General features: G+C 72.9%; 22 protein-coding genes. 13 read left to right on the top strand and 9 right to left on the bottom strand.

The window, feature by feature from the left end:
• Positions 1–65: 65 nt before the first annotated feature.
• A complete protein-coding gene (locus tag ACPXCB_RS03915; protein ID WP_425872277.1) occupies positions 66–2,198 on the bottom strand; it encodes a transglycosylase domain-containing protein in 2,133 nt (710 codons plus the stop codon).
• Positions 2,199–2,319: 121 nt separating this feature from the next.
• On the opposite strand from ACPXCB_RS03915, the gene cobC reads away from it, so the two are divergent.
• From cobC to cobA, 3 genes are all read left to right on the top strand, one after another.
• Positions 2,320–3,393, top strand: coding sequence for an Rv2231c family pyridoxal phosphate-dependent protein CobC (gene cobC / locus ACPXCB_RS03910; RefSeq protein WP_425872275.1), 1,074 nt, complete (start codon positions 2,320–2,322; stop codon positions 3,391–3,393).
• Positions 3,393–4,487, top strand: coding sequence for a nicotinate-nucleotide--dimethylbenzimidazole phosphoribosyltransferase (gene cobT, locus ACPXCB_RS03905; RefSeq protein WP_425872273.1), 1,095 nt, complete (start codon positions 3,393–3,395; stop codon positions 4,485–4,487). The genes cobC and cobT overlap by 1 nt, the downstream gene beginning before the upstream one ends.
• A gap of 73 nt (positions 4,488–4,560) precedes the next feature.
• Positions 4,561–5,844, top strand: a complete 1,284-nt coding sequence (cobA, locus tag ACPXCB_RS03900; protein WP_425872271.1) for a uroporphyrinogen-III C-methyltransferase — start codon at positions 4,561–4,563, stop codon at positions 5,842–5,844.
• A gap of 147 nt (positions 5,845–5,991) precedes the next feature.
• On the opposite strand, the gene otsB is transcribed toward cobA, so the two are convergent.
• Positions 5,992–8,553: a trehalose-phosphatase gene (gene otsB, locus ACPXCB_RS03895; protein WP_425872870.1), complete on the bottom strand. Its 2,562-nt coding sequence runs from the start codon at positions 8,551–8,553 to the stop codon at positions 5,992–5,994.
• Positions 8,554–8,591: 38 nt separating this feature from the next.
• A complete protein-coding gene (locus tag ACPXCB_RS03890) occupies positions 8,592–9,992 on the bottom strand; it encodes an alpha,alpha-trehalose-phosphate synthase (UDP-forming) (protein WP_425872269.1) in 1,401 nt (466 codons plus the stop codon).
• 332 nt (positions 9,993–10,324) lie between these two features.
• Here ACPXCB_RS03890 and ettA point away from each other — a divergent pair, with 332 nt between their 5' ends.
• The 4 genes from ettA to ACPXCB_RS03870 all read left to right on the top strand — a co-directional run bounded on the left by ettA (position 10,325) and on the right by ACPXCB_RS03870 (position 13,928).
• Complete coding sequence (gene ettA / locus ACPXCB_RS03885; RefSeq protein ID WP_151457131.1) at positions 10,325–12,001, top strand: energy-dependent translational throttle protein EttA; 1,677 nt, start codon at positions 10,325–10,327, stop codon at positions 11,999–12,001.
• Positions 12,002–12,022: 21 nt separating this feature from the next.
• Positions 12,023–12,469: an acyl-CoA thioesterase gene (locus tag ACPXCB_RS03880; protein WP_425872267.1), complete on the top strand. Its 447-nt coding sequence runs from the start codon at positions 12,023–12,025 to the stop codon at positions 12,467–12,469.
• On the top strand, positions 12,466–13,191 hold the full coding sequence (locus ACPXCB_RS03875) for a hypothetical protein (RefSeq protein WP_425872265.1): 726 nt from the start codon (positions 12,466–12,468) through the stop codon (positions 13,189–13,191). Before ACPXCB_RS03880 ends, ACPXCB_RS03875 begins: the two co-directional genes overlap by 4 nt.
• Positions 13,192–13,340: 149 nt before the next feature.
• The gene (locus tag ACPXCB_RS03870) at positions 13,341–13,928 is read left to right on the top strand and encodes a YbjN domain-containing protein (protein WP_425872263.1); all 588 of its coding nucleotides are present in this window, start codon (positions 13,341–13,343) and stop codon (positions 13,926–13,928) included.
• A 100-nt stretch (positions 13,929–14,028) separates the two neighbouring features.
• Here the strand turns inward: ACPXCB_RS03870 and ACPXCB_RS03865 are convergent, their stop codons facing one another.
• The 3 genes from ACPXCB_RS03865 to ACPXCB_RS03855 all read right to left on the bottom strand — a co-directional run bounded on the left by ACPXCB_RS03865 (position 14,029) and on the right by ACPXCB_RS03855 (position 17,243).
• Complete coding sequence (locus tag ACPXCB_RS03865; RefSeq protein ID WP_192581484.1) at positions 14,029–14,418, bottom strand: globin; 390 nt, start codon at positions 14,416–14,418, stop codon at positions 14,029–14,031.
• A 97-nt stretch (positions 14,419–14,515) separates the two neighbouring features.
• Positions 14,516–15,925: an MFS transporter gene (locus ACPXCB_RS03860; protein ID WP_425872260.1), complete on the bottom strand. Its 1,410-nt coding sequence runs from the start codon at positions 15,923–15,925 to the stop codon at positions 14,516–14,518.
• A gap of 232 nt (positions 15,926–16,157) precedes the next feature.
• The gene (locus tag ACPXCB_RS03855) at positions 16,158–17,243 is read right to left on the bottom strand and encodes a mechanosensitive ion channel family protein (RefSeq protein WP_425872258.1); all 1,086 of its coding nucleotides are present in this window, start codon (positions 17,241–17,243) and stop codon (positions 16,158–16,160) included.
• A gap of 118 nt (positions 17,244–17,361) precedes the next feature.
• Between ACPXCB_RS03855 and ACPXCB_RS03850 the strand changes: the two genes are divergently transcribed.
• Positions 17,362–18,207, top strand: coding sequence for an alpha/beta hydrolase (locus tag ACPXCB_RS03850; protein WP_425872256.1), 846 nt, complete (start codon positions 17,362–17,364; stop codon positions 18,205–18,207).
• 422 nt (positions 18,208–18,629) lie between these two features.
• Entirely contained in the window at positions 18,630–19,187 is a 558-nt protein-coding gene (locus tag ACPXCB_RS03845; RefSeq protein ID WP_132239323.1) for an HNH endonuclease, read from the top strand.
• 43 nt (positions 19,188–19,230) lie between these two features.
• On the opposite strand, the gene ACPXCB_RS03840 is transcribed toward ACPXCB_RS03845, so the two are convergent.
• From ACPXCB_RS03840 to ACPXCB_RS03830, 3 genes are all read right to left on the bottom strand, one after another.
• Complete coding sequence (locus tag ACPXCB_RS03840; protein WP_425872254.1) at positions 19,231–20,082, bottom strand: class F sortase; 852 nt, start codon at positions 20,080–20,082, stop codon at positions 19,231–19,233.
• Between the two features lie 12 nt (positions 20,083–20,094).
• Positions 20,095–20,616 carry a hypothetical protein gene (locus ACPXCB_RS03835; RefSeq protein WP_425872252.1) on the bottom strand — a complete coding sequence of 174 codons (522 nt, stop codon included), beginning with the start codon at positions 20,614–20,616 and terminating at the stop codon, positions 20,095–20,097.
• 89 nt (positions 20,617–20,705) lie between these two features.
• A complete protein-coding gene (locus ACPXCB_RS03830; RefSeq protein WP_425872250.1) occupies positions 20,706–21,161 on the bottom strand; it encodes an Lrp/AsnC family transcriptional regulator in 456 nt (151 codons plus the stop codon).
• Between the two features lie 179 nt (positions 21,162–21,340).
• Between ACPXCB_RS03830 and ACPXCB_RS03825 the strand changes: the two genes are divergently transcribed.
• From ACPXCB_RS03825 to ACPXCB_RS03810, 4 genes are read left to right on the top strand one after another with little or no spacing between them, the layout of a single operon-like run.
• Positions 21,341–22,240, top strand: a complete 900-nt coding sequence (locus ACPXCB_RS03825) for a tryptophan 2,3-dioxygenase (protein WP_425872248.1) — start codon at positions 21,341–21,343, stop codon at positions 22,238–22,240.
• Positions 22,241–22,260: 20 nt separating this feature from the next.
• On the top strand, positions 22,261–23,571 hold the full coding sequence (kynU, locus tag ACPXCB_RS03820) for a kynureninase (RefSeq protein ID WP_425872246.1): 1,311 nt from the start codon (positions 22,261–22,263) through the stop codon (positions 23,569–23,571).
• Between the two features lie 55 nt (positions 23,572–23,626).
• The gene (locus tag ACPXCB_RS03815) at positions 23,627–24,964 is read left to right on the top strand and encodes an FAD-dependent oxidoreductase (RefSeq protein ID WP_425872244.1); all 1,338 of its coding nucleotides are present in this window, start codon (positions 23,627–23,629) and stop codon (positions 24,962–24,964) included.
• A 23-nt stretch (positions 24,965–24,987) separates the two neighbouring features.
• A complete protein-coding gene (locus ACPXCB_RS03810) occupies positions 24,988–26,469 on the top strand; it encodes a 2-hydroxymuconic semialdehyde dehydrogenase (protein ID WP_425872868.1) in 1,482 nt (493 codons plus the stop codon).
• Positions 26,470–26,533 lie beyond the last annotated feature (64 nt).

The following is a 26,533-nucleotide window of genomic DNA, read 5'->3' as shown; positions in this document are numbered from 1 at the left end:
TCCCACCCCGATCGTCCCGGCCCCGGGCGGCGCCGCGGCCGGACGGGGGCCGTGCGCCCCCCGGCTCAGCCGACTATGCGGTCCGACGGTGGGGTGAACTGGCGGGTGGGCTGGCCCTTGAGGCCGTCGCGGAGGGTCTGCGCCACCGCGTTGATCGGGATCTGGGACTGGCCGTCGCCGACCGCGTTGAACGGGTTGTCCGGGTCGGAGATGAAGCTCGCCGCCGCCAGTTCCGGGGTGTAGCCGACGAACCAGGCCGACCGGGTGCTGTCGGTGGTGCCCGTCTTGCCCGCCACCGGGCGGCCGACGGTGCCCCGCACGCTGTCCGCGGTCGACCAGCCGCCGCAGCTCCCGCGGGCCGGGGTGTCGCCGGTCGGGCAGCGGGCGGCGTCGGTGGCGGCGCGGGCGGCGTCGGCGTTCACCACCTGCCGGCAGCGCGGCTTGGCGACCTCGCGTTCGATGCCGGAGGCGGTCTTCCAGGTGGTCGGCGTGCCGTCCCGGTTGTAGATCGCCTGCACCGGGATCGCCTCGCAGTAGCGGCCGTCCGCGGCGATCGCGGCGTACGCGTTGGCCATCTCCAGCGGCGTGGCGTCGGAGACGCCGAGGGTGAACGCGCCCCACTGTTTCGCCTTGGCCGGGGACGCGTGCTCCCGGTCGACGTCGGTGCGCCAGCGCAGGCCGAGCTGCTCGGCCAGGCGGACCGCCTTGTCCGCGCCGACCTGCTCCTCCAGCCACACGAAGTACGTGTTCACCGACTTGCCGAAGCCGGACCACATGGTCTGGTTGCCGCTCATCGCGCCGCTGGCGTTGGACGGCGACCAGCCGTCGTAGACCTCGGAGCGGTACCGGTGCGGTGCGTTGAACGAGGTGGACAGCGGCATGCCCGCGTTGAGCGCGGCCAGCATGGGGAACATCTTGAACGTCGAGCCGGCCTGGTAGCCCGCCAGGTCGCCGCCGCCGAGCAGGGGCGCCACGGTGTTCGGGTAGTTCGCCTTGACCTTCGGCCCGGCCTCGGGGTTGGAGCTCTGCCCGTTCTCGCTCAGGTCCAGCGAGTACGTCCGGTTCACCGCCATCGCCTTGACCCGCCCGGTGCCGGGCTCGGAGACCACGATGCCGTTGGCGAAGGGGCTGCCGGTGCTCTCCTTGGTGCCGACGTTCTGCTCGGCCGCTGCCTGGATCTTCGGGTCGAGGCTGAGCACGATCCGGTAGCCGCCCCGGCGCAGCTTGTCCAACCGCTCCAGCCGGTTCTCGCCGAACGCGGGCTGCGTGCTCCACCAGTTCTTCAGGTAGTCGCAGGCGAAGCCCCAGCTGTTCCACTTCTCGGGCACGGAGGCGCAGTCGTTCGGCGGGTACGTCAGCTTCAGCCGGATCGGCTCGGTCTTCGCCTGCGTGACGGCGTCCGGTGAGAGGTAGCCGAGCTGGGTCATCCGGTCGAGCACGTAGTTGCGCCGGCCGGTGGCGTCCTTCTGGTCGGAGCTGGCCGGGTCGTACTCGGACGGGGACTTGACCAGGCCGGCGAGGGTGGCCGCCTCGACGGGGCTCAGGTCCTTGGGGGCCTTGGAGAAGAAGATCTCGCTGGCCGCGTAGATGCCGTACGCGCGGTGCCCGAAGTACGCGGAGTTGAGGTAGCGCTCCAGGACGTCGTCCTTGCTGAGTTCCTTCTCCAGGTCCATCGCCATCCGCATCTCGCGGACCTTGCGCAGGCTGGTCTGCTGGGTGGCCTCCTGCACCTCCTTCGGCGTCTTCGCGCTGTCCCGCAGCGCCATCCGCACGTACTGCATGGTGAGCGTGGAGGCGCCCTGGGAGACGCCGCTGGAGCGGGCGTTGGCCACGAAGGCGCGGGCGACGCCCTTCGGGTCGACGCCCCGGTGCTGGTAGAAGCGGTTGTCCTCGGCGGCGACGATCGCCTGCTGCATGTGTGGGGAGATGTCGGCCAGCTTCGTGTACTGCCGGTACTCCTCGTAGAACATCGTCAGTACGGTCTTGCCGTCCGGCGCGTAGACGTACGACGTCTCGGCCGGCAGCGCGGTGCTGAGGATCTTGGTCTTGTGTTCCATGGCGTGCGCCGTGACCTTGGCGCCGAGGCCGGTGGCGGCGGCCACGGGGTACGCCACGGCGGCGACCACGATCCCGGCGATCAGTCCGGCGCGGAGGAGGGGAACGAGACGACCGGCGGCAGCAAGGGGTCGATTGCTCACACGCTCAAGTTATGACATTTCCGATTCGTACCTGAGAAATATTCATAAACGCCCGTGTGGTGATGCGGCCCACGCCGGGATCCGCTGTCCCGCGCGCCACCTTCCCGGCAGGATCGCGGACATGCGTGGTCAGCCGACCGGGACCCTCCCCGAACCCGACCTCACCCACCACGGCGACGCCGAGGTGGGGCCGGGACTCGTCGACCTCGCCGTCAACGTGCGGCGCGACGCGATGCCGGACTGGCTGGCCGACCCGATCACGGCCGCGCTCGGCGACCTCGCCGCGTACCCCGACCCGGGGCCGGCGCGGGCCGCCGTCGCGGCCCGGCACGGCCGCCCGCCGGCCGAGGTGCTGCTGACCGCCGGCGCGGCCGAGGGCTTCGTGCTGCTCGCCCGGGCGCTGGTTGGCGTACGCCGACCGGTGGTGGTGCACCCGCAGTTCACCGAGCCGGAGGCGGCGTTGCGCGCCGCCGGGCACCAGGTCGAGCGGGTGCTGCTCGACGCGGACGACGACTTCCGGCTCGACCCGGCCCGGGTGCCCGCCGACGCCGACCTCGTGATGATCGGCAACCCGACCAACCCGACGTCGGTGCTGCACCCCGCCGGCGACCTGGCCGCCCTGGCCCGACCCGGCCGGGTGCTGGTGGTCGACGAGGCGTTCGCCGACACGACCGTCGCCCCCGGCGTGGCCGGCGAACCGGAGTCGCTGGCCGCCCGGCGGGACCTGCCCGGCCTGCTGGTGGTCCGCAGCCTCACCAAGACCTGGGGCCTGGCCGGCCTGCGCATCGGCTACCTGCTCGGCGAGGCGGACCTGCTGGCGCGGCTGGCCGCGGCCCAGCCGCTCTGGGCCGTCTCCACCCCCGCCCTGGCCGCCGCGTCGGCCTGCGCCACGCCCGTCGCGGTCGAGGCCGAGCGCGCCATCGCCGCCCGGCTCGCCGCCGACCGCGACCACCTGGTCGCCCGCCTGTCGGCCCTGCCCGGCGTACGCGTCGCCGGCCGCCCCGCCAGCGCGTTCGTGCTGGTGCACGTCCCCGGGGCCGCCGACGTGCGGGTCGCCCTGCGGCAGCGCGGCTGGGCGGTACGCCGGGGCGACACGTTCCCCGGCCTCGGCCCGGACTGGCTACGCATCGCCGTGCGCGACACGGCCACCACCGATGCGTTCACCGAGGTACTGGCGGAGATCCTGGAGGCGTGATGCTGGAGACCACGATCGCGGCGATCCGGCCGCCGGACGAGTCGGCGATGACCGCAGCAAGAGAGTTGCAGGGGCGGCTCACCAAGCCCGCCGGCTCGCTCGGCGCCCTGGAGGAACTCTCCGTACGCCTCGCCGGCCTGGCCGGGCACTGCCCGCCGCCGCTGCCCGAGCCGGCCGCGGTCGCGATCTTCGCCGGTGACCACGGCGTGCACGCCCAGGGGGTGACGCCCTGGCCGCAGGAGGTCACCGCGCAGATGATCGGCAACTTCCTGGCCGGCGGCGCGGTCGTCAACGCGTTCGCCCGGCAGGCCGGCGCCTCGGTCACCGTCGTCGACGTCGGCGTGGCCACCCCGCTCCCGGTCGCCGAGCCGGGCGGGGAGGCCGCCGGAGCCCCGCCGGCCCGCGACGCGCCCCGGCTGGTGGCGGCGAACGTGCGCCCCGGCACCCGGGACCTGGCGGTGACCGCCGCGCTCACCCGCGACGAGGCCCGCGCGGCCGTCGAGACCGGCATCCGGGTGGCCGACGAGTTGATCGACGCGGGCGCGGGCATCCTGCTCACCGGGGACATGGGCATCGGCAACACCACGCCGGCCGCCGCCCTGATCGCCGCGTTCACCGGCATCGACCCGGCGGAGACGACGGGCCGGGGCACGGGGGTCGACGACCCGACGTACGCCCGCAAGGTCGACGTCGTGCGGGCCGCGCTGCGCCGGCACGCCCCCGACCCGGCCGACCCGCTGGGCGTGCTGGCCGCCGTCGGCGGGCTGGAGCACGCCGCGTTGGCCGGGCTGATCCTGGGCGCCGCCGCCCGCCGCACGCCGGTGCTGCTGGACGGGGTGATCGCGGTCGCCGCGGCGCTCGCCGCGGCGGCCTTCGCGCCGCACGCCGTGGCCGCCATGGTGGCCGGGCACCGCTCGGCCGAGCCGGGCGCCACGGTCGCGCTGCGCAGGCTGGGCCTGGAGCCGCTGATCGACCTCGGGCTGCGCCTGGGCGAGGGCACCGGCGCGCTGCTCGCGCTGCCGGTGGTCACCGGCGCGGTCCGGGTGCTGCGCGAGGTGGCCACGTTCGACTCGGCGGGGGTGGCCGAGAAGTGAGCGACCGGAGCGAGCGGCCCGCAGGCGTGTCGCGTCATGCCGCCGCCGCCGGCGTGCAGGGTGGGGCGGCGGCGTGAGCGGCAACCCGTACCCGCTCGGCCTGCGGCTCGCCGGCCGCCGGGTGGTCGTGGTGGGCGGGGGAGCGGTGGCCACCCGGCGGGTGCCGGCCCTGCTCGACGCCGGCGCGCACGTCTTCCTCGTCGCGCCCGAGCTGACCCCGGCGCTTCGCGCGCACGTGGACGCCGGACGGCTGCACTGGGCGCCGCGCCGCTTCGTCCCCGACGACCTGGACGGCGCGTGGCTGGTCCAGGTCGCGGTCGACGACCCGCTCGCCGCCGCGTCGGTCAGCGCCGCCGCCGCCGAGCGTCGCATCTTCTGCGTACGCGCCGACGACCGCGCCGCCGCCACCGCCTGGACGCCGGCGGTGACCCGGCACGGGCCGGTGACCGTGGCGGTGCTCGGCGGAGGCGACCCGCGTCGGGCGATGGCCGTCCGGGACGCCGTCCGCGCCCTCCTGGAGGTAAGGAAGGGCCCCCTGTCGACGCCTGCGGTAGCGGAAGGGTCCCTTCCTTACGCACCGGCCGGGCGGGTCGCGTTGGTGGGGGCCGGTCCGGGCGACCCGGAGCTGATCACCGTCAAGGGCTGGCGGCTGCTCACCGAGGCGGACGTGGTGGTCGCCGACCGGCTCGTCCCGGGGCTGCTCCTCGACGAGCTGCGCCCCGACGTCGAGCTCGTGGACGCCTCCAAGATTCCGTACGGCCCGTCCCGGGGCCAGGAGGAGATCAACCGGATCCTCGTGGACCGCGCTCTGGCCGGGAAGTTCGTGGTGCGGCTCAAGGGCGGCGACCCGTACGTCTTCGGCCGGGGCGGCGAGGAGCTGCTGGCCTGCGCGGCGGCCGGCGTGCCGGTGACCGTGGTGCCCGGCGTGACCAGCTCGATCGCGGCTCCGGCCGCGGCGGGCGTCCCCGTCACCCATCGGGGGGTGGCTCACGAGTTCACCGTGGTCTCCGGGCACGTCGCACCCGACTCGCCGGCCTCCCTGGTCCGGTGGGAGGCGCTGGCCGGGCTGCGCGGCACGCTGGTCGTGCTGATGGGGCTGAAGAACCTCGCGGCGATCACCGCGACGCTGATCGCGCACGGCAAGCCGGCGGAGACACCGGCCGCCGTGGTGCAGGAGGCGACGACCGGGGCGCAGCGGGCGCTCCGCTCCACGCTCGGCGCGGTGGCCGCCGACGTGGCGGCCGCCGGGCTGCGCCCGCCCGCGGTGGTGGTGCTTGGGGATGTGGTCGACGCTCTCGCCGGGGATGGTCCTGAGGTATTTCCGGGGAGCCCGCTCGCTCCGGGCGGTCAGGCTTGATCCCTCCGCGAGCGGGCTCGCCGGAAATACCCGGTGGGCATCGCCCGTGGGCGGCTCGGGTTCGACCGGGCTGGTCTGATCTCGACGGACGAACGACGGCGGCCGGAGACTCTGGGGAGTCTCCGGCCGCCGTTTTCGCTGGTCAGGTCACTGCTTGAGCATGTTGTCCAGCAGCAGGGCGCAGCGGATCAGGCCGAGGTGGCTGTAGGCCTGCGGGTGGTTGCCCAGCCCGCGCTCGGCCAGCGGGTCGTACTGCTCGGGCAGCAGGCCCGTCGGGCCGGCGGTGTCCACCATCTGCGAGAACAGCTCCTCGGCGTCGGTTCGCCGCCCGGTGCGCAGGTACGCCTCGATGAGCCACGCCGTGCAGATGTGGAAGCCGCCCTCGCGCCCGGGCAGGCCGTCGTCCCAGTGGTAGCGGTAGACGACCGGGCCGCTGCGCAGGTCCGCCTCGATCCGCAGCACCGTGGAGAGGAAGCGCGGGTCGTCCCCGGGGAGCAGGCCGGAGAGCCCGATCCACAGCGACGAGGCGTCCATGTCCTCGTTCCCGTACGCCACGCTGTAGGCCTCGACGGTCTCGTGCCAGCCGTACTCCAGCACGTTGGCGCCGATGCGGTCGCGCAGCTCCACCCACTCCGGCCGGTCCTCGCCGCCGTGCTGGCGCATCACGTGCAGCGCCCGGTCGACGGTCATCCAGCACATCACCTTCGAGAAGATGTGGTGCCGCGGGGGGAGGCGGGCCTCCCAGATGCCGTGGTCGGGCTCGTGCCAGCGGCGGCGGACCGCCTCGACCATGTTGTCGAGCACCCGCCACTCGTCCTCGCGGACGGAGCCGCGGGCGTCGGCCACGGCCGCGATCAGGTCCGCGATCGGGCCGAAGACGTCGAGCTGGAGCTGGTGGTTGGCGAGGTTGCCGACCCGGACCGGCCGGGAGCCGGCGTAACCGGGCAGGGTGTCGATGACCGCCTCGGCGCCCAGTTCGTAGCCGTCCACCGTGTAGAGCGGGTGCAGCCGCTCCGGGTGTCCGCCGGTGCGCTCGATGCACCCGTCGACCCAGCGCAGCAGCGCCTCGGCCTCCTCGATCGAGCCCAGGTCGACCAGGGACCGCGCGGTCATCGCCGCGTCCCGCAGCCAGCAGTAGCGGTAGTCCCAGTTGCGGACGCCGCCCAGCTCCTCCGGCAGCGAGGTGGTCGCGGCGGCCAGGATCGAGCCGGTGGCCTCGTGGCAGAGCCCGCGCAGGGTCAGCGCGCTGCGGACCACCAGGTCCCGGGCGGTGCTCGGCAGCCGCAGGGTGGCCACCCAGTCCTTCCAGGGCTGCTCGGCCAGGGCCTGCCGCTCGTGGACCGACATCCGGTGGTGTTCCAGGCTGTGCGTGCCGAAGCGCAGCTCCAGCACGACCTGCCCACCGGAGGCGGAGAGGTCGACGACCGCCTTGGCCGTCTCGTAGCCGCCGTCGTTGGTGACCTGCCACTCGACCCCGGGCGAGTAGAGCGCGACCGGCTCGTTGGAGCCGAGCACCAGCAGGCCGTCGCCGATCGGCTGCAACTGCACCGCGACCTGGCCGAACTCGGGCCGGGGCGCGAACTCCAGCCGGGCCCGGCCCGAGCCGGTGAGCACCCGGACCATGGTCGAGTCGCCGGTCATGACGGCCGGGCCGTCCGGCGTGGTCTCCCGGGCCGGCTTGTCCAGCCAGTCGGTGACGGTCAGGCCCGACCACCGGGTCTCGACGGTCATCGTCCCCGAGCGGTAGCGCTGCCCGAGCGGGATGCCCCCGCGTTCCGGGGCCACGCTGAAGTGCCCGGCGGGGCTGCCGCCGACCAGGTCGGCGAAGATCGCCGCCGAGTCGGGCTTGGGGTGGCAGAGCCAGGTGACCTTGGCCTCGGGGGTGAGCAGGGCCACGGTCCGCCCGTTGGCCAGCATCGAGTGCCGCTCGATGGGCACCGCACGCTCGCCGAAGAGCCAGTGCCGCCGGGTCTCCAGCAGCAGGCCGAGGGCGCGGGCGGCCTCGATCGGCTCGGCGACCCGGTAGCCGGCCTGCGTGTCGCCGGGGCCGATCTTGATGCCGACGTCCGGCCCGTGCAGGTTGCCGAAGGCGTTCTCGTCGGTGACGTCGTCGCCGATGAAGAGCACCGCGCTGGCGGAGAGCTGGGTGCGCAGCTGGTCGACGGCCGTGCCCTTGTGCGTGGCGACCACCGACAGCTCGATGACCTCCTTGCCCTGGGTGACCGTGACGTCGTCCCAGGTGGCGGGGCCGCTGCGGACCGCCTCGATGGCGGCGGCCGCGATCTCGGGGGCCACCCCGCGGGTGTGCACCGCGACGCTCGCCGGCTTGCGCTCCAGCCGGATTCCCGGGTGGGCCGAGGCGATCTCGCGCAGGGCGTCGCGCAGCCGGGTGCGGACCGCGATCAGCTCGGGGGAGAGCCGCTCGACGAAGCCGATGTCGAACTCGGAGCCGTGGCTGCCGACGAGGTGGACCTCGCTGGGCAGCCGGGAGAGGGCCGCCAGGTCGCGCAGGGCCCGCCCGGAGACCACCGCCACGGTGGTCTGGGGCAGGGCGGCCAGCGCCCGGACGGCCGCCACCGACTCCGGCAGCGGCACGGCCTTGCTCGGGTCCTCCACGATCGGCGCCAGGGTGCCGTCGTAGTCGCAGGCGATCAGAAGCTGGGGTACCCGGGCGATGCGGCCGATGGCCGCCCGCAGTTCCGGGTCCATCGTGCCGGCCGCCGGGGTGACGATCTCGTTGGCGGCGTTCACGCGTCCTCCGATTGAGGCACACCGAGTTCGGTGAGGAAGGACTTCGCCCAGTGCCCCACGTCGTGGGTGCGAAGATGGCGTTGCATTGTCCGCATTCTGCGGCGTGCCTCCGGCTTCTCGACGTGCACGGCCCTCAGCAGGGCGTCCTTGACCGCGTCAGGGTCGTGCGGGTTACACAGGAACGCCTGACGCAGCTCGGTGGCGGCGCCGGCGAACTCGCTGAGCACGAGTGCACCGCCCTGGTCGGCGCGCGATGCGACGTACTCCTTGGCTACCAGATTCATTCCGTCTCGCAGCGGGGTCACCATCATCACGTCGGCGGCGGCGTACATCGCGGCGAGTTCAGTGCGACTGTACGACTGATGCAGATAATGCACCGCCGGCACGCCGACCCTGCCGAATTCGCCATTAATCCGGCCGACCTCCCGCTCCACCTTCACGCGTAGTGCCTGGTAGTGCTCCACGCGCTCGCGGCTGGGCGTGGCGACCTGCACCATGACCGCGTCGGGAACTGTCAACTTTCCGTCAGCCAGCAGTTCGCGGAAGGCCTTGAGCCGCAACTCGATGCCCTTGGTGTAGTCGAGCCGGTCGACGCCCAGGATGATCGTCTTCGGGTTGCCCAGCTCCTCGCGGATCTCCTTCGCCCGGGCCTGGATCGCCTGGTCGGCGGCCAGCCGCTCCATCTCCTTCGTGTCGATGGAGATCGGGAACGCGCCGGCCTTCACCTGGCGCCCGTCGACCTGGATCATCTGCCCCTCGTAGCGCAGCCCGAGCAGGTGCCGGGCCAGCCGGACGAAGTTCTGCGCGGCGAGGCGCTGCTGGAACCCGACCAGGTCGGCGCCGAGCAGGCCGCGCAGGATCTCGGTGCGGAACGGCATCTGCATGAACAGCTCGATCGGCGGGAACGGGATGTGCAGGAAGAAGCCGATCCGCAGGTCGGGCCGCAGCTCGCGGAGCATCGCCGGGACGAGCTGGAGCTGGTAGTCCTGCACCCAGACCGTCGCCCCCTCGGCCGCGACCTCCGCCGCGGCCTCCGCGAAGCGGGCGTTGACCAGGCGGTACGCCTCGCGCCAGCGCCGCTTGTAGGCGGGCGTCTCCACCGCGTCGTGGTAGAGCGGCCAGATCGTCGCGTTGGACTGGCCCTCGTAGTAGCGCTCCAGCTCCTCCGCGCTCAGCGGCACCGGGTGCAGCCGGATGCCCTCCAGGTCGAAGGGCTCGGGGGCGGCGCCGGTGCCACCGGCCCAGCCGACCCAGGTGCCCTGGTGCTCGGCGAGGACGGGGTGCAGTGCGGTCACCAGCCCCCCGGGGCTGCGACGCCACTGCCGTCCTTCGGGGGTGCTCACCTCGTCGACGGGTAGCCGGTTCGCCACTACGACAAAGGAGCTGCGGACGGTCACGTTCGGCCACCTCCGGGTGCTGACGGGTCAACCGCGAATGAGCGTACTGAGCGTAGCTGCGGCTTCTGGGGCCCCGTGCCGGAGTCACCTACCCTTCCCACGATGGTCCAACCCTTGGGGTGATCTTGTCGATACCCCTGCTCGGAAGCAGGGGTGGCGCGACCCGTCCGGAGGTTCGGGGGCGGGGTGATGTGGGCGCGACGCCGCGTACCTGTCAGGATTGAGGATGGCGTGCGTGCGGCCGGCCACCGGCCGGCGGCGGCGGGCGGAGGTCGAAGCCCGCGCCCGCGCCCGCCGATCCCAGTCGCAACCCTACGGAGGTAGCCCGCACCGTGGCCCAGTACATCTACGTCCTGGAAAAGGCGCGCAAGGCGCACGGCGACAAGGTCGTGCTCGACAACGTGACGCTGAGCTTCCTGCCGGGGGCCAAGATCGGTGTGGTCGGCCCCAACGGCGCCGGCAAGTCCAGCCTCCTCAAGATCATGGCAGGGCTGGACAAGCCGAGCAACGGCGAGGCCCGGCTGATGCCCGGCTACACCGTCGGCATGCTCGCCCAGGAGCCCCCGCTCAACGACGCCAAGACCGTGCTCGGCAACGTCGAGGAGGCGGTCGCCGAGACCAAGGCCAAGCTGGAGCGGTTCAACAAGATCGCCGAGCAGATGGCCACCGACTACTCCGACGAGCTGATGGAGGAGATGGGCCGGCTCCAGGAGGAGCTGGACCACCTCGACGCCTGGGACATCGACTCCAAGCTCGAACTGGCGATGGACGCGCTGCGGTGCCCGCCGCCGGACGCCGACGTCACCCAGCTCTCCGGTGGTGAGCGCCGCCGCGTGGCGCTGTGCAAGCTGCTGCTGGAGGCGCCCGACCTGCTGCTGCTCGACGAGCCCACGAACCACCTGGACGCGGAGAGCGTCTCCTGGCTGGAGCAGCACCTGGCCAAGTACGCCGGCACCGTCATGGCGATCACCCACGACCGGTACTTCCTGGACAAGGTGGCCGGCTGGATCCTGGAGCTGGACCGCGGCCGGGCCATCGGCTACGAGGGCAACTACTCCACCTACCTGGAGAAGAAGGCGGCCCGGCTGGCCGTCGAGGGCCGCCGCGACGCCAAGATGAAGAAGCGGCTCACCGAGGAACTGGAGTGGGTCCGCTCCAACGCCAAGGCGCGGCAGACCAAGTCCAAGGCCCGACTCGACCGCTACGACGAGATGGCCAACGAGGCGGAGAAGACCCGCAAGCTCGACTTCGAGGAGATCCAGATCCCGCCGGGCCCGCGCCTGGGCAACACGGTGATCGAGGCGCAGAACCTCAGCAAGGGCTTCGGCGACCGGCTGTTGATCGACAACCTGTCGTTCTCGCTGCCGCGCAACGGCATCGTCGGCATCATCGGCCCCAACGGCGTCGGCAAGACCACGCTGTTCAAGACCATCGTCGGGCTGGAGCAGCCGACCGGCGGCGAGGTCCGGGTCGGCCCCACCGTCTCGCTGTCGTACGTCGACCAGAACCGGCAGGGCCTCGACGGCGACAAGAGCGTCTGGGAGGTCGTCTCCGACGGCCTGGACTACCTCATGGTGGGCAAGGTCGAGATGCCGTCGCGGGCGTACATCGCGGCGTTCGGATTCAAGGGGCCGGACCAGCAGAAGCCGACCAAGGTGCTCTCCGGCGGCGAGCGCAACCGGCTCAACCTGGCGCTGACGCTGAAGATCGGCGGCAACGTGATCCTGCTCGACGAGCCGACCAACGACCTGGACGTCGAGACCCTCTCCAGCCTGGAGAACGCGCTGCTGGAGTTCCCCGGCTGCGCCGTGGTCATCTCCCACGACCGGATGTTCCTCGACCGGGTCTCCACGCACATCCTGGCCTGGGAGGGCGACGACGAGGACCCGTCCCGCTGGTTCTGGTTCGAGGGCAACTTCGAGGCGTACGAGAAGAACAAGATCGACCGGCTCGGCGCGGAGGCGGCCCGCCCGCACCGCGTGACCTACCGCAAGCTGACCCGTGACTAGCCGCGCGGACCGTAGCCGATCATGAGTGACCGCTTCGTCTACCACTGCACCCTGCGGTGGTCCGACCTGGACGCGTACGGCCACATCAACAACTCGCGCTTCCTCACCCTCTACGAGGAGGCGCGGGTGGCGTTGATGTTCGCCGGCGGCCGGGCGTGGGGGGTGGGCTCGTTCGTCGACGGCGTCGTGATCAGTCGGCACGAGATCGACTACCTGCGCCCGGTGGAGTACGCCCTCGGCCGGACCACGGCCGAGGCCGCCCCCACGGTGCGCATCGAGCTGTGGGTGGAGGAGATCCGGGGCGCGTCCTTCACCGTCGCCTACGAGCTCTTCGACGGCGACGTGCTGGCCAGCCGGGCCCGTTCGGTGCTGGTGCCGTTCGACCTGACCCGGCAGCGGCCCCGACGGATCACCCCGGAGGAGCGGACGTTCCTGCTCACGTACGCGCCGCAGGGCGGGGTGGCGTGACGGCGGCCGGCGGGCCGGTCGCCCCGGCGGGGGCCGGTGGCGGCGGGACGGTCGCCGGCGGGCACGGGATCGCCGACGCGGCCGACGCGGGGGCTTTCCTGGCCCGTCTCGTCCGGCTGGACGGCGACGCGCCGGTCCGGCTCAGGTCGGCCGGCGCGACGGGCCGTACGGCCCTCTGGGGGCGTCTGCCGTGGGGCGTGCTGGTCGTCCGCACGGTGGCCGGCGACGGCCCCGGCGACGCCACGGTCCCGGCCCGCGAGTTGCTGGCCGAGCTGGCGGCGGACGGTGCGGCCCTGCCGACGCGGCGGGACGAGCGGTGGCGGTGGCCGCTGCCGCCCGCGGCGAGCCGCCGGGTGGAGACGCTGCCCGGCGTGGAGCTGCGGCGGATCGCGGCGGCGGCGGCGGGAGCCCTGCGGGACGCCAGCACCCACGGCGTCGGCGGGCGTGCGGTGGGGCAGCGGGCGCTGCGGGACGCGCTGCTCGACCACGTGCCCGTGGTGGTCACCCCGGAGGACCCGCCCGGCGAGCCGGTCGAGGTGACCCAGCGGATGGTCCAGGGGTTGGTCCGGATGGGCTTCCTGGGACCCGCCGAGGGGTCGGCCGGGACGGCCGGCGGGGGCGACGTCCAGGTGCGAACGGCTGGCCGATGGGTCGGCCTGGTGGGACCGTACGGAGCGATATGGTCGCAGAAGGCCACCGAACTTGCCGTGCGGCCCCTCTGAATTCATCCGTTCGGCTGACCCTCGGTCATTCTTCTGTCCTGGGGCTGCCGTTGGGGGGGTGCTTCAACCCGGCTGTCCGGGTACCGTCCATCCTCGGATCCAACGCACCGCAGGCGAGTGGATCCGCTGGGGAGTGAGGTGCGCGAGCGATGCCGTGGTGGTCATGGCGCCCCGGTCCCGCCAACGGCGGCGGCGACCCGGAAAGGCGGAGCGGGATCACAGTGGAGAGCACCGTCCGGGTCGGACCACCGACCCCCCGTCAGCCGGGAGACGACTGCCCGCCGACGGAACGAGCCGTGATCGCGGACATGCCCGCCACGGTCGAGCCGGTCACCCTACGCCGCGTCTGCGACGCACTCGACATGCTCGACGTGCGCTACCTGGCCGACGGCGACGGCAACCTGCTGGCCATGTGGGAGCGGCACGCCGTGCTGGTCACGCTGGAGGGTCCGGAGGACGAGATCCTGGTGATGCGGGCCCGTCCACACGCGACGGTGCCGCCGGACTGGGCCGACCGCGCCTACCGCGTGGTCAACGAGTGGAACCACACCCGCCGCTTCTGCAAGGCCTACATCGGCGACCCGACCGAGCGCGGCCAGTTGCCGATCTACGCGGAGTTGCAGGTGCCGTTCGGTGCCGGGGCGCACGACGCGCTGCTGGTCGAGATGCTCGACTGCGGCGCGGCGGTCGCCACCAGTTTCGTGGACTGGCTGCACGACGAGGGCGCCCTGCTCTGAGGCGCCGGACGCCCGCGGGGCGATCCGGTGCCCGTGTGAACGCCGACGGGTCGCCCGGCTCCGCCGGGCACCCGAGGGCGGCCCGGTCAGGCCGACCGGGTCAGGCCGGCCCCGCCGGGTCCTCCATCGCGTTGACCATGAAGTAGGCGGCCCGCTCCAGGTAGTCCCACAGCGCGGTGGCGATCTCCGGCGGCAGGTCGAGCCGGTCCACGGCGCGGCGCATGTGGAGCAGCCACGCGTCCCGCTCGGCGGCGCCGATCCGGTACGGCGCGTGGCGCATCCGCAGCCGCGGGTGCCCCCGTTGCGCCGAGTACGTGTTGGGGCCGCCCCAGTACTGCATGAGGAACAGGGTCAACCGGTCCGCGGCCGGGCCCAGGTCCTCCTCCGGATACATGGGGCGCAGCAGCGGGTCGTCGGCGACCCCGGCGTAGAACTCGTCCACCAGCTTGCGGAAGGTGGGCTCGCCGCCGACCGCTTCGAAGAGGGTCATCGACGCACCGGGACGGTCGGACTCACCTGCGGCATTCACCGTTCCATCCTGCCAGGTGCCACGTCGGGCGAGCGGGGGGTGCCGGCTGTGGGTCGGGTCACCGCGTGCCGCCGCTGTCCCGCCTCGCCGGGGCGACCGCCCAACGGCCCGCTGGCCCGCCGGACCGCTCCTCCGCGGGTCGCCCCTGCGCGCCCGCCGGGGCGGCGGGACCGGCTGCCTGCCGGGGGGCCGCTCCGCCCGCCTGCTGGGCCGCCTCGATCGCCGCGTCGATCGTCGACCGGCTCGGCCAGCGCAGGGCGGCGAGCGTCATCAGCAGCACCCCGACGGCGCTCCACACCCCGACCACGAGCGGGATGGAGTATCGCTCGGCCAGCAACCCGGTGACCAGGACGGCCATGCCCTGGATGACCTGGACGCCGGTCGCCATCACGCCGAAGGCGCGGGCCCGGAAGCCGTCGGGCAGCGCCCGGACGAAGAGCCCGTTGGCCACCGGCAGCATGCCGGCGACGGCGAACCCGCAGGCTGCGGCGAGCAGCGCCACCACCAGGGGCGGCGGGTCGAACAGCGCGGGCACCAGGGCCAGTGGGGAGAGCACCGCCAACGGCCGCATCAGGCTCAGGCGGCGGTCCGGCCCGAACGCCCGGCTGACGACGAGGCCGCCGAGGATGAAGCCGACGGGGTTCGCCGCCATGATGATCGCCTGCGCGGCGCCGGCGTCCAGCTGGCCGGCGTGCTCGCTCGCCCAGGCGGCGGCGAGGCCCTCCGGCACCACGGAGAAGAGCATGGCGGCGAAGACCAGCACGGCGATGGCCCGCAGCACCGGGGTGCCGAACACGATCTGGAAGCCCTGCGCGGTCTCCCGCAGCAGGTGGCTGCGGTGCGCGGCGGTCATCGCCGTCGGTCGGTCGGCCACGCCGAAGCGGACCAGCGCCGCCGACAGGGCGAAGGTCGCCGCGTTCACCAGGAGCGCGGTGGTCGGGTCGAAGGTGGCGATGGCCGCGCCCGCCAGGTAGCCGACGACCTGGGCGGCCTGGCCGACGCTGCTGATCATCGACAGCCCGACCACCAGGCGGTCCCCGGTGAGGACCAGGGGGATCAGCGCCGACTTGGCGGCCTGGCTCGGTGGGTTGGCCAGCGTGGTGGCGAAGAGCAGGGCCAGGATCATCGGGACAGGCACGCCGGGGATGGCGATGCACACCATCAGCACCATCCGGACGAGGTCGCAGATCACCATGACCTGCCGGTAGCGGTGCCGCTCCGCGAGGGTGGCGAGCAGGGGGCCGCCGACCAGCCAGGGCAGGTAGCTCACCGCGAAGGCGGCGGCCGAGAGCGCGACGGACCGGGTCTCCTCGTAGACCAGCAGGGTGACCGCGGCCTTGGCGATGTAGTCGCCGATCCAGGAGAGCGCGCTGGCGGTGAAGACGGCGCCGTATTCGCGGTTGGCGAACACCTCGCGGAAGGTTGCCGGCCCTTCCGGGGGTCGCTCGTCAGGCACCGTCGCCTCCATCGTTCCCCTGAGCGGGCCACTCGTGATGGACGGCCCGGGAACCGTCGTCAGATCTACGGATCAGCGAGGACGTGATCACGCTCCGGTGGAGCGCGTTGCACCGGATTTTGCCCGATCGTCCGACGAGTGGCTAGGGCGAAGGGGTTGATCGTCGCATCTCCGACTGAACGAACGGACGATACCCGAGGGGCCACCCGGCTCGCGACCCCCGCCGCCCGGCGTTCCGGGCGCCTCAGGTGGCGCCGCCCTGCCCGGTCTCGCCGGGGGTGGGGACGGGCATGCCGGGGTAGAACCGGGCGGCGGCGATCTTCGCGGTGATGCCGGAGTTCTCCAGCGCCTCGGCGAGCCGGCGACGCAGCTCCCGGCCGACGGCGAACTGCCCGTCGGCGGTCGTCTTGACCACCGTACGGATCACCGCGCCGTCGACAGTCATCTGCTCGACGCCCAGCACCTCCGGCGCCTCGACGATCTCCGGCGCCAGGTCGGGGTCGATCGCCACCGAGGCGGCGGCGGTACGCAGCACGGCGGTGGCCTCCTCCGTGCCGGCGAAGCCGATCGGCAGGTCGACCACCACCAGGGCCCAACCCTGGCTCTTGTTGCCCACCCGGACGATCTCGCCGTTGCGGATGTACCAGAGCACACCCCGCCCGTCGCGGACGGTGGTGACCCGCAGCCCGACCGACTCCACCACGCCGGTCGCCTCGCCGAGGTCGACGGTGTCGCCGACGCCGTACTGGTCCTCGATCAGCATGAACAGGCCGGCGATCAGGTCCTTGACCAGGCTCTGCGCGCCGAAGCCGAGGGCCACGCCCGCGATGCCGGCGCTGGCCAGCAGCGGGGCCAGGTCGAAGCTGAACTCCTTGAGGATCATCAGCAGCGCGATGCCGAAGATGAACGCGGTGCTCAGGCTGCGCAGCACCGAACCGATCGCCTCGGCCCGCTGCCGGCGCCGCTCCGGAACGAACTCGCCGGGCTCGACGGTGGCGGTGGGGATCCGCTCGCGCAGCGGACGCAGCATGGTCGGCACGCCCGCGTCGGTGGTGGTGCGCACCAGCCGGCGGATCGTGCGGTGCACCAGCCACCGGGCGGCGACCGCCAGCAGCAGGATCATCACGATCCGCAGCGGCTTGAGCAGGATCCAGTAGCTGCCCTCGGCGAACCACACCGAGCCGGTCATGTCGTAGACGCTCTTGCAGAGGGCGTCGTCCAGGCAGGTCGGCGAGGGGGTCGGGTCCGGCGCCTCGACGGCGGGGAGGGCGGGCGGCGTCAGGCTGACAGCGGTCACGCTGTCTTCGTACCGCACCCGGCGGGACCCCAACCCCCCGACCCTCCGCGTCGTGACCCGGCCCCCGGGTGGAGAGTGCCGCCCGCGCGGTCGCATCGGTTCAGGTCGCGCCCCGGGGAACGCGAGGTGACGGCACAACTATCATGATCAAATGACAGCCTCCACCTTCGTCTTCGTGCCCGGTGCCGGCAGCAACTCGTTCACCTGGGCGCCCATGCAGCGGGAACTGGCCCTGCGGGGGCACCGCTCGCTGGCCGTCGACCTGCCTGGGCACGGCTTCGGCGCGACGTTCCCGGCGGCGTACCAGGCCCCGCAGGACCTCGCCGCCCTGGCGACCGCGCCGAGCGCGATGGCCGGCGTCGGCCACGCCGACAACGTGGCCCACGTCCTGGACGTCGTGCGGCGGGTACGCGAGCACGGACCGGTCATCCTGGTCGGGCACAGCCGGGGCGGGCTCACCCTGACCGGGGTCGCCAACGCCGCCCCGGAGCTGCTGGACCGGCTGGTCTACATCTCGGCGTGGTGCTGCGCCGCCGACACCCCGGCCGGCTACCAGGCCTCGGCGGAGAACGCGTCGAGCGCCCTGAATGGCGTCGGCGGCCTGCTCGCCGCGAACCCGATGGAACTCGGCGCGCTGCGGTTCAACTGGCGCACCGCCGACCCCGCACTGCTCGCCACCCTCCGGGAGGCGATCCTGGCCGACGGCACCGACGACGAGTTCCACGGCTACCTGAACACCCTGGAGCCGGACGAGAGCCTGGACGCCGGCGAGGAGCGGGCCGACCCCGGGACCTGGGGCCGCGTCCCCCGCACCTACCTGCGGCTCACCGCCGACCGGTCGATACCGATCGCGCTCCAGGACCGGTTCATCGCCGACGCCGACGCGCTCACCCCCGACAACCCGTTCGACGTGTGGTCCCTCGACGTCAGCCACGCCGCGGTGCTCGTCCGCCCCGGGGAGACCGCGGCACTGCTCTCCTCCCTGGCCCGGGTCTGACGGACCGGGCGGGCCGATCTGACGGACCGGGCGGGCCGATCGGCGCCGGGCGTGGCCGATGATGCGCGCAGGAGGTCGCACCCGTCGGTGCGGCATTGATCGGGTCGTCGTGATCGCGTTTATCGGCTTCAATGCGTAAACATGATCATCGGGGCCTGGAATGCGGCGCGTCGGAATGGGTGGCGGGTGCCGGCCGGCGAGCGGCGCCGGGGAGTTCCGCCCCTGCTCAGGGGCGGACCTCCCCGTTTCCGGGTGATGCCTGGCCGGCTTCCGACATTAGTGCGTGCAATCCGGGAGCCGATCAGGGACGATGGGCGCACGGACGTCGGTGATCCGGCCGGCGTCGGCCGTGGTGGGCGACTGCGCCCGTTTCCGGTCGGCGGTGGCGAGCAGGGGGCCGCTGAACCGGGAGGGTGAACGCGATGCCTGACATACGACCCACGGTGGGCTCCGGTGCGCTGGTTCTCAACGCCACCTACGAGCCGCTGTGCGTCGTGTCGGTGCGCCGCGCCGCCATTCTCGTGCTCTCCGCCAAGGCGGTCTGCGTCGCCGACGGCGACGGCATCCTGCACAGCGCCCGCGACGCGCTGCCGGTGCCGTCGGTCGTCCGCCTCACCCGCTTCGTACGCGTGCCCTACCGCACCCACGTCGGGCTCTCCCGCCGCGCCATCTTCGCCCGGGACGGCTGGCGGTGCGCCTACTGCCGGGGTCCCGCCGAGACCATCGACCACGTCTTCCCGCGCAGCCGGGGCGGCCGGCACGCCTGGGAGAACGTCGTCGCGGCCTGCGCCCGGTGCAACCACACCAAGGGCGACAAGACGCCGGCCGAGCTGGGCTGGCGGCTGCACGCGCTGCCGGCGGCCCCGAAGGGCACCGCCTGGCGGGTGCTCGGCCACCGGGCGCCAGACCCCCGCTGGTCCGACTGGCTCGACCTGCGCGAGCCCGAAGGCCGCCTGAGCCGGGAGCCCGAGGCCGCCTGACCCGTCGCCCGCGCCCGCACGACGCGGCGCGCGGGCGGGCCGGTCACGTCGTACGCGCCCGGACCAGGGACGCGAAGACCACCACGTTGTCGGCGTACCCGGTCTGCCCGCCCACCCAGCGCCCGCCGCAGGTGATCAGGCGCAGCCGGGGGCGGTCGAAGTCGCCGAAGACCTCGTCCACCGGCAGCCGGTCCTTGTCGAAGCGCTCGACGGAGTCCACCTCGAAGACGGCCACCGAGCGGTCCTGTCGGGCAACCTCGATCCGGTCGCCGTCGTCCAGGTCCCGCAGCTTGTGGAAGACCGCCGGCCCGCTGGTCGTGTCGACGTGCCCGACGATGACCGCCGGGCCGTACTGCCCGGGGGTCGGGCCCTGGTCGTACCAGCCGGCCTCCTGGGCGCGGGCGGCGTCCGGCACCGCGATGCTGCCGTCCGGGGCGATGCCGACGCCGTGCACGGGCGCCCGGACGTCGATCGGGTCGATGGCGATGCCGACGGGCCGGCTGGCGGGCAGCACCGGGAACTTCTTCGGCGCGGGTCGCAGCCCCGCGAGGAACCGCTCCGGCAGCACGCTCACGCCGGCGATCCGCTCCACGCCGAGCATCGTGACGATCAGCGCCATCAACGTCCCGATCACCAGGACCGGCAGGCCGGGCCCCCGCCCCGGGGCCAGCCGGCGGCGGCCGGCCGGAACGCGGCGGTAGCGGGGTCGGGCGGGCAGCGGACCGGCGGCCGGGTCGGTGGTGGCGACGCTCGCCGACACCGCCTCCCCGGCCACCCGGCCTAGCCGGCAGGCGGTCGCGGCCGCCGCCCGGCGGGACGCCCGCAGCGCCCGCCGGGTGGTCGCCCGGATCCGGCCCGGATCCGATCCATTGGTACGCCTCAGGGAGCCGGTCATGGCGACGGCGGGTCAGGAACCGGACCCGGTCCGGCGGCGGTTGCCGAAGAAGCCGAAGCCCACGGCCAGGGCCACGACCGCGAGGCCCCCGATCATCAGCATCGAGCCGGTGCCCGAGACGCCGGCGGTGCCGCCGCCCCCGGTGGCCGGACCCTTGCTCGGCTGCTCCATGTTCAGCACCGTGAGCGTGGTGGTCGCGGTCTTGCCGTTGTCGCAGCGCAGGTCCACCGGGTAGTCGCCGGGTTCCTTGCTGCCCGGGATGGTGACCTGGCCGGTCAGGAAGCCGTTGTCCGGCCGCAGCATCACCCGCCCGAAGGCGTCGGAGTGCACGTCGGCCTGGCGGGTGTTGGCGTTGTCGCAACCGGCCCGGATGCTGACCCGGGTGCCGGCCTGCGCGCTGTTGGGCACCACCTCGACGAAGGTGTTCTCACCCGCCCAGGCGGGTGCGACGGTCGTCAGGACGAAAGCCCCGACCAGCCCCAAGACGGTCAGAGCGCGGGTCAGGGCACGTTGGAACGCTGTGAGCACCGGCATGATCCCCCCTTCCGGTGACGATCACCGGAATCCTCCCCGGGCAACAGGGGCCTGCTTTCCCGCTGGCCGGGGGGCAAACCCGGGGCGGGTCAGCGCTGCCGGTCGGCGGGGGGCAGCGGGGTGACGGGCTGCCATTCCAGCGGGCTGGAGAGCACCATCGTGCTGGACGGCTGGCCGTACGGGGCGAGCCGGTCGATGACGCCCTCGAAGTCGTCGATCGACCCGGCGGCCACCTTGAGCATGCTGCACGCGTCGCCGGTGATCCGGTGGATCTCCAGGATCTCGGGCCAGTTCGCCACGTCCGGGTCGCGCAGGATGCACCGCGCCCCGTAACAGGACATCCGGATCAGCGCGACCACGGTGCGGCCGGCCCGGGTCAGGTCGACGTGGGCGTGGTAGCCGGTGATCACCCCGGACTCCTCCAGCCGGCGCACCCGCTCGGCCACGGCCGGCGGCGACAGGTGCACCCGTCGGGAGAGTTCGCTGAAGGAGAGGCGCGCGTCAGCCTGCAGTTCCCGCAGCAGCGCCCAGTCCATGTCGTCCATGGGGCGACCTTACTTTCTCGAAGCCGAATCCGGCTCATGCCTTCTGCGTAGCAGGTCAGACGGGGTGAGCGCCGTTGATCCGGCATTCCATCCGGGGGTTCCGCCGAGAGATCATGTCGACATCCCGAAAACGGCCGACCGTCGGTCGTTCCGGGTGACGGAGCAGAGGGAGGCCACCGGTGAAGCAGACGGACGTGCGCGTACCCGCCAAGGCGGCGGTGCGCCCGGTGACCCCGCGGCAGCGCGCGGCCCGCGCCGCCCGCAACGGCGGCGAACCGACGCTGGAGTTCGCCGAGCGGGTGCCGTACGACGCGTACGTGCACGCCAGCACGCTGCACAAACTGCAGCAGCCGCTGAGCGACGACCCCGGCGAGATGTCCTTCCTGATGGTCAGCCAGATCATGGAGCTGTACTTCAAGCTGACCTGCCACGAGCTGCGCGAGACACAGCGGCTGCTGCGGGCCGACCGGGTGTGGGACGCGCTGGCCCCGCTGCGCCGCGCCGCGCTGCACCTGGAAGGGCTGAACGCGGCCTGGAACGGGCTGCGCTGGATGACCCCGGCCGACTTCAACCGGTTCCGCAACCTGCTGGGCGAGGGCTCGGGCTTCCAGTCGGCGATGTACCGCCACCTGGAGTTCCTGCTCGGCCTCCGCGACGAGACGCTGATCCGGCCGTTCCGGCGGCAGACCGACGTGTACGCCGAGCTGCGCGCCACCCTGGCGGCGCCGAGCCTCTGGGACGACGTGGTCGCCCTGCTGGCCCGGCACGGCCACGAAGTGCCGGCCGACCTGCTGGACCGGGACGTCAACGCCGAGCACCAGCCGCACGCCGCCGTGGAGGCCGCGTGGGTGCGGATCTACGCCGAGCCCGGGCCGGAGAACCACCTGCGGATGCTGGGCGAGGCGCTGACCGAGGTGGCCGAGCAGTTCGGCGACTGGCGGCAGCACCACGTCAAGGCGGTGCAGCGCACAATGGGCGCCAAGGTGGGCAGCGGCGGCTCCGCCGGACTGGCGTGGTTGCAGCGCAGCATGGCCCGGGTGGTCTTCCCCGAGCTGTGGTCGGCCCGGACAGCGATGTGACCCGAGAGCGAGACGACCCCATGACCACCCCCGCATCCGATCCGTCCGGTTTCGCCGCCGGTGAGGCCGAGGCGCGCCGCCTCGACGCCGCCGATCCCGGGCACCGCCACCTGTTCCACGTGCCGCCGGCCGACGGCGGCCGGTACCCCGAGGCCGCCTACCTGGCCGGCAACTCGCTCGGCCTGCAACCCCGGGCCACCCGCGACGAGCTCGCCGCCGACCTGGACGCGTGGAGCCGCCTCGGCGTCGAGGGACACCTGGAGGGCGAGCGCCCCTGGCTGCCGTACCACGAGCTGCTGACGGCGCCGGCCGCGCGACTGGTCGGCGCCGCCCCGGCGGAGGTCGTGGTGATGAACTCCCTGACGGTCAACCTGCACCTGCTGATGGTCAGCTTCTACCGGCCGGCCGGGGCGCGCACCCGGATCGTCATCGAGGACAGCACCTTCCCCTCGGACAGCTACGCCGTGCGCAGCCAGGCCCGCTTCCACGGCCTCGACCCGGACACCACCGTCGTCCGGCTGCGCCCGCGCGCCGGCGAGGACACCCTGCGCACCGAGGACGTGACCGCCTACCTGGCCGCCGAGGGCGACACGGTGGCGCTGGTGCTGCTCGGCGGGGTCAACTACCTCACCGGCGAGCTGATGGACATCCCGACGATCACGGCCGCCGGCCGCGCGGCGGGGTCCGTGGTCGGCTGGGACCTGGCGCACGCCGCCGGCAACGTCCCGCTCGCCCTGCACGACTGGGACGTCGACTTCGCCGCCTGGTGCTCCTACAAGTACCTGAACTCCGGCCCCGGCGCGCTGGCCGGCGTCTTCGTGCACGAGCGGCACCTCGGCGACCCCGACCTGCCCCGCTTCGAGGGCTGGTGGAGCACCGAGGCGGCCACCCGGTTCGAGATGACCCCGGTCTCCCGGCCGCCGGCCACCGTCGAGGCGTGGCAGATCTCCAATCCGCCGATCTTCGCGATGGGCCCGGTGCGTACCTCGCTGGAGCTCTTCGACTCCGTCGGGATGCCCGCGCTGCGTGAGCGCAGCGTCCGGCTCACCGGCTACCTGGCGGGGCTGCTCGACGAGGTGACCGCGAACCGTCCGCTGACCGTGGTCACCCCGCGCGAGCCGGAGCGGCGCGGCTGCCAGCTCTCGGTGCGCATCGGCGCGGGCAGCGCGGCCGGGCTGGCCAAGCGGCTGCGGCACGAGCACGGCGTGATCGCCGACGCCCGGGAGCCGGACATCATCCGGTTCGCCCCGGTGCCGCTCTATTCCACGTTCCACGACTGCTGGCGGGTCGCCGACGCGCTGGCCGCCACGGTGGAGGTGAACTCATGGTGAGCGCGAGGAGTGAGCCGGGGTTGCGAGCCCCGCAGTCGCGAACGGAGATGAGCTCATGACCGACCAGCGGGACGAGATCGCGGTCGTCGGCGCGGGCCTCGCCGGCTGCCTGCTGGCCTGCTTCCTGGCCCGGCGCGGCTACCCGGTCGCCCTCTACGAGCGGCGGCCCGACCCGCGCACCGGCACGGTGGAGCGGGGACGCTCCATCAACCTGGCGCTCTCCGAGCGGGGCCTGGACGCGCTGCGCCGGATCGGCCTCGACGAGCAGGTGCTGGCCGACGGGCTGCCGATGCGCGGCCGGATGATCCACCCCGTCGACGGCGAGGCGCAGTTCCAGTCGTACAGCGCCGCCGGCGACCGGGCGATCAACTCGATCAGCCGGGGCGCGCTGAACAACGCCCTGCTCGACGCGGCCACCAGCCTGCCCGGGGTGCGGGTTGCCTTCGACCACCGGCTCGTCGGGCTCGACCCGACCAGCGGCGAGATGACCTTCGAGACCCCGCAGGGTGCCGTCGCGGCCACCGCGTCGGTCGTCCTCGGCGCCGACGGCGCCGGCTCCGCGGTGCGCGGGCAGCTGCTGGCGTACGGGCTGCTGACCGAGAGCGTGGACTTCCTCGACTACGGCTACAAGGAGCTGACGATCCCGCCGCTGGGCGGGGACTTCGCCCTCGACCCGGAGGCGCTGCACATCTGGCCGCGCGGCACCTCGATGATGATCGCGCTGCCGAACCCGGACCGCTCGTTCACCTGCACGCTCTTCTGGCCCACCCACGGCACCGCCAGCTTCGCCTCGCTGGGCAGCCCGGCGGCCATCGAGCGGCACTTCGCCGAGCACTACCCGGACCTGCCGCCGCTCGCCCCGGGTCTCGTGGACGACTACCAGCACAACCCCGTGGGCGTGCTCGGCACCGTCCGCTGCACCCCCTGGCAGGCGTACGGGAAGGTCGGCCTGCTCGGCGACGCGGCACACTCCATCGTCCCGTTCTACGGCCAGGGCGCGAACTGCGCCTTCGAGGACGTCGTCGAGCTGGACCGCTGCCTGGACGAGTGCGCCGACGACTGGTCCGAGGCGCTGCCGCTGTTCCAGCAGCGCCGGCAGGACAACGCCGAGGCCATCGCGCAGATGGCGCTGGCGAACTTCGTGGAGATGCGGGACAAGGTCGCCTCGCCGCTGTTCCAGGCCGGCCGGAAGGTCGAGCACGCGCTGGAGCGGGTGCTGCCGGGCCGGTACGTCTCCCGCTACGAGCTGGTGTCCTTCTCGACCACCCCGTACGCGGAGGTGCGTCGCCGGGTCCGCCGGCAGCACCGCCTGCTCGGGGCGGTGGCCGCCGGGGCAGTGGCGCTGCTGGCCGGCGCGGTCGGCCTCACGATCAGCCGAGGGAGGCGTCGATGACCGTGACCTGGGATCCCCGGCTGATGGCCGGGCGGGCACCCGACGGCCCGGGCCTGCTGCGCAACTTCGTGGGTGGTGAGTTCGTCGAGGGTGGGCGGCGGTTCGTCAAACGCAGTCCGGTGACGGGTGAGCCGGTGTTCGAGGTGGTCGAGGCGGATCGGGCGTGTGTGGACGACGCGGTGGCGGCGGCGCGGGCGGCGTTGCGGGGGCCGTGGGGTCGGATGGGGGAGCGTGAGCGGGCCGAGGTGTTGCGTCGGGTCGCTGTCGAGTTGGAGCGCCGTTTCGACGATCTGGTGACTGCTGAGGTGGCGGATACGGGTAAGTCGATTTCGCAGGCGCGGACGTTGGATATTCCGCGTGGTGCGGCGAATTTCCGTGCGTTCGCGGAGATTGTGGCGACCGCGCCGACGGAGTCGTTCACCACGGTCACCCCGACCGGTGGGCGGGCGTTGAATTATGCGGTGCGTAAGCCGGTGGGTGTGGTGGCGGTGATCGTGCCGTGGAACCTGCCGCTGCTGCTGCTCACGTGGAAGGTCGCTCCGGCCCTTGCTTGCGGTAATGCCGTGATCGTGAAGCCGAGTGAGGAGACGCCGGCGTCGGCGACGCTGTTGGCGGAGGTGATGGCTGCCGCCGGTGTGCCGGAGGGTGTGTTCAATCTGGTGCACGGGTTCGGTCCGGATTCGGCGGGGGAGTTTTTGACCCGGCATCCGGACGTCGACGCGATCACGTTCACCGGTGAGTCGTCGACTGGCAGCGCGATCATGCGAGCCGCTGCCGATGGGGTGCGGCCGGTGTCGTTCGAGTTGGGTGGCAAGAACGCGGGGCTCGTCTTCGCGGACGCGGATCTGGACGCGGCGGTGGCCGGTTCGGTGCGGTCGAGTTTCACCAATGGTGGTCAGGTGTGTCTGTGCACCGAGCGGATCTATGTGCAGCGGCCGGTGTTCGAGGAGTTCACGGCCCGGCTCGCGCAGCGGGCTGGTGAGTTGTCGTTCGGGTGGCCTTCGGACGAGGCGACGGTGAACATGCCGCTGATCTCGCATCAGCATCGCGAGAAGGTGCTGGGCTATTACGACCTGGCCCGTCGTGAGGGCGCGCAGGTGCTGACCGGGGGCGGCACGCCGGGCTTCGGTGACGCGCGTGATGGTGGCGCGTATGTGCAGCCGACGGTGTTGACGGGGCTCGCTGCGGATGCGCGTACCAATCGTGAGGAGATTTTCGGGCCGGTGGTTCATGTGGCGCCGTTCGATGATGAGGATGAGGCGTTCGCGTTGGCGAACGGCACGGAGTACGGGTTGGCGGCGGCGGTGTGGACGCGGGACGTGGGTCGGGCGCACCGGGCCGGTATGGGGTTGGACGCGGGGATCGTGTGGGTGAACACGTGGTTCCTGCGGGATCTGCGGACACCGTTCGGTGGGGTGAAGGCGTCCGGGATCGGGCGCGAGGGCGGCGTGCACTCCCTCGACTTCTATTCCGAACTCACCAACGTCTGCGTGGACCTGACATGAGCGCGCAGCCAATCAGGCGCAGTGCCGTGGAGCCCGCTGGCGGCTCCGAGGGCAGCGAGGAGCC

The organism is Micromonospora sp. DT62, assembly GCF_049847285.1.
In the GTDB taxonomy this organism is placed as follows: domain Bacteria; phylum Actinomycetota; class Actinomycetes; order Mycobacteriales; family Micromonosporaceae; genus Micromonospora; species Micromonospora reichwaldensis.
Note: the sequence above shows the minus strand (reverse complement) of the source record. Positions and strands in the feature narration are given on the sequence as shown.